This is a genomic window from Microcystis sp. M44BS1 (assembly GCF_020244875.1).
GTDB classification, from domain to species: domain Bacteria; phylum Cyanobacteriota; class Cyanobacteriia; order Cyanobacteriales; family Microcystaceae; genus Microcystis; species Microcystis panniformis.
On the sequence record NZ_JADBVM010000222.1, the window covers coordinates 1 to 3,100 of the forward strand.

Here is a 3,100-nt window from a genome sequence, read left to right on the forward strand (position 1 = left end):
AATTCTAAGGGTTTACCCAGTAACCAAGTGGCTAAGTCTCTCGAATATTCAAGGGCGATAAATTTACAGGTAGAATCATACATTGTTAATTCAATTATAGGTTAAGGCTGCTCTATATTTTAACAAAATTATCACCCTATCCCCAAAAATAACCAAAGGATTTTTATTCGGGGAAGGGTATATCTAAACTCATTTGTTGTCCTTGGGTTTCCCTTTGTTTTTCGGCAGCTTTCAGGACTTCAAAGGTGAGGATAACATCGAGACGTTTTTTCTGTTCAAGGATTTCTTGTACTGTCACAATCTCAATTTTATCGACACTTTGACTCATGTAACGACCGCGATAAATTCCCGCAGATTTGGCTGTTTGGATCATATCTTTGCTGGGGGGTTTCAAGGTGATAAATATACCCAGGGCTGCCCCTTGTATTGTCATAGTTCCCTGTAGATCTCTGATGTCTCCCGATTTGACATTACCGGATTTTACTTGAAAAATAATTTTCTCGCGGTTGTCTTTATCTCCCTGAAAATAGGCAATAGCATCGATTCCTTTATCTGCCCCTTTTTTGTCATTAATCACTGCCCGGTTATTACTATAGGTTAAAACCGCCCATTTCTCAAATTCTTTACGGGTACGATCATCGGGTTTAGTGGCTAATGCTTTGGCTGATTCTAGATCTTTGGGAATACCATTTAGTTCAATTTTATCTAAAACATTTTTACCAAAGGAGTCCTCTAGTCGCTTTAACATTAAGCTAATACTCTGATAGGTTATATCAATTCCAATCCAGTTTCTTTCTAATCTCTCTGCTACAGCGATAGTCGTTCCACACCCACAATAGGCATCTAAAATTACATCTCCTTTATTGCTACTTGCTTTGATTATTCTTTCTAACAATGCCTCCGGTTTTTGCGTGGGATAACCCAATCTTTCAGATGCTTGTGAGTTAATTGGAGGAATATCATTCCATAAATTTGTCAGTGGTACTCCAGGCATTTCTTCTAAATACTGCTTTAATCTAGGAGTACCATTTCTTGTGTAATATAATTTATTTTGTTCTTCGTATTTTTGCATTGTTTCTATAGGGCATCTCCACAGCTTTTTAATTCCCTTCCAATCATAGTTATAACCACCACCTGACAGTCCACCAGCAGTCAAATCTCTATCTAAAAATCTTCCTTTGCCATCTTGATGCTTATAATATTTTTTCAGATATTCTTCTGAATATGGCTTAAATTGTTGATTAAACATCAAAATTAGCTTGGAATATAAAAAAATAATATCAGTGGTATTAGCAAAAGTCTTGGAATCTGAATGAGCAGATGTTCTTTCCCAAGTAATTTCAGCAATATAATCACCCCCCTGAGAGCAAAAAATAGTATCTAAAACTATTTTTAAATAATGACTGGCAGTAGGATCGCAGTGGAGATAAAAGCTACCGGTAGATTTTAAAACTCGATGGACTTCCACAATCCTCAGAGTCATACTCACCAGATAAGCGAGAAGACTACCTTTACCCAAAACTTTGGTTAAACCGTCAATTAAATCGATAGTCTGACTGGTAAATTTACCCTGATAGTTGCTTTGAATTTCTTCTAAAGCTTCGTTAGCGTGATTATCCCATGTCCAGGTATCCACAAACGCTTGTGCTTGTGCTTGATCTTCCTTGCCTAAGTTGTTATAAATTTGGTTGTAATTACGTTTAGAATTAAAGGGTGGATCGATATAACAAAGATCGATCGATTCATCTTTGATATATTTCCGCAGCACTTCTAGGTTATCACCGTAGTATAGTTTATTGACCATAGAGATTAAGATAATTGACCGCATCTCAATTGTATTATTATTCTCCCTTAAAGAGGGCGAATGCAATTCGCCCCTACAATAATATGAGTGTACTAATTAGAAGAACCGCATCGTGGTCAGTGAGTTGCTCGAACTGCGTGCGCCCAAAATTTAACCTAGTGTCAGCAGAAGTCCCTCTCGTAAACCTTCCGACTATAATTGATACTAGGCTTACCCCTAGAGATTATGATCGCAGTTCCCAACTACATCAGTCCTCAAGAATATCTCGCTATCGAGCGCCAGAGCCAGATCCGTCATGAATACCGACGTGGTTTGGTTTATGCGATGGCCGGCGGTACGGATAATCACGATCGCATTGCCTTCAATTTTCTCAAAGTCATTGACGAACATTTCGGCGACTCTACAGACTGTCGGTTTCACTCGGGTAAGGTCAAGGTTAACTATCAAGATCAGTTTTATTACTATCCCGATGCTTTTGTTACCTGCGATCCTCGCGATCGCCAAGATCGTTATCTGAAACGCTATCCGAAACTGATCGCGGAAGTGCTTTCCCCCAGTACGACTGCTTTTGACAAGGGCGAAAAATTCCAAGATTATCAACAGATAGAAACTTTAGAAGAATATGTATTAATTTCCCAAGAAATCCAGCGCGTGGAATGCCGTCGTCGTAATTCTCTGGGGATATGGGAAACGACTATTTACGATACGGGCGATCGGGTGATCCTGCCAAGTATTAACCTAGAGTTAGCGATCGCCGATCTCTACCGGGGAATAGATTAAAATGTAAACCACTCTCAAGGTCGTTGAGAGCTTGCTGTTTCCATGGGAATGGATAGATCGCATTTAGTTTATTTGTACTAACTAGCTCGGCAATTTTCCAGCCATTGTTCTAAATCTTGTAGTGACTGAAAATCTAACAAAGCTTCTCCCAAGTTTTCTAACTGTTCTAGGTCAAGACTGCGAATATTGGGCAATAATTCGGGAGAAATGTCCCCTACACGCCGATTTAATTGACGTAAAACTAGGTTAGCTTCTCCCTCTTGTCGTCCCTCTTGTCGTCCCTCTTGTCGTCCCTCTTGTAAACCTTCCGACCAGATTTCTTGATAGATAACTGATTCTTTCATGATGTCTTTCCTCAATAATCGTTGAATGATGTCTTTCTCTAATACTAACCCGGCCAGAATTGCGGTAGATGCAGCCAGATTACTTTGTTCTCGACTATCGCTGATTTGCTCGATTTCTTGGGCAATTTGCCGCAGTAAGTTTTCTTGTTTCTCAGCTTGAGCGAGTATGGCA

At 39.5% G+C, this 3,100-nt stretch carries 3 protein-coding genes; 1 reads left to right on the forward strand and 2 read right to left on the reverse strand.

All coding sequences use genetic code 11. From position 1 onward, the window contains the following. Window positions 1-163 precede the first annotated feature (163 nt). The gene (locus IM515_RS17470) at window positions 164-1,804 is read right to left on the reverse strand and encodes a DNA methyltransferase (RefSeq protein WP_287629893.1); all 1,641 of its coding nucleotides are present in this window, start codon (window positions 1,802-1,804) and stop codon (window positions 164-166) included. A 225-nt stretch (window positions 1,805-2,029) separates the two neighbouring features. Between IM515_RS17470 and IM515_RS17475 the strand changes: the two genes are divergently transcribed. Beyond that, a complete protein-coding gene (locus IM515_RS17475; RefSeq protein WP_287629894.1) occupies window positions 2,030-2,584 on the forward strand; it encodes a Uma2 family endonuclease in 555 nt (184 codons plus the stop codon). A 77-nt stretch (window positions 2,585-2,661) separates the two neighbouring features. Here the strand turns inward: IM515_RS17475 and IM515_RS17480 are convergent. Beyond that, window positions 2,662-3,100: DUF4351 domain-containing protein (locus IM515_RS17480; protein WP_287629895.1), on the reverse strand; the 439-nt coding region annotated here is incomplete at its 5' end.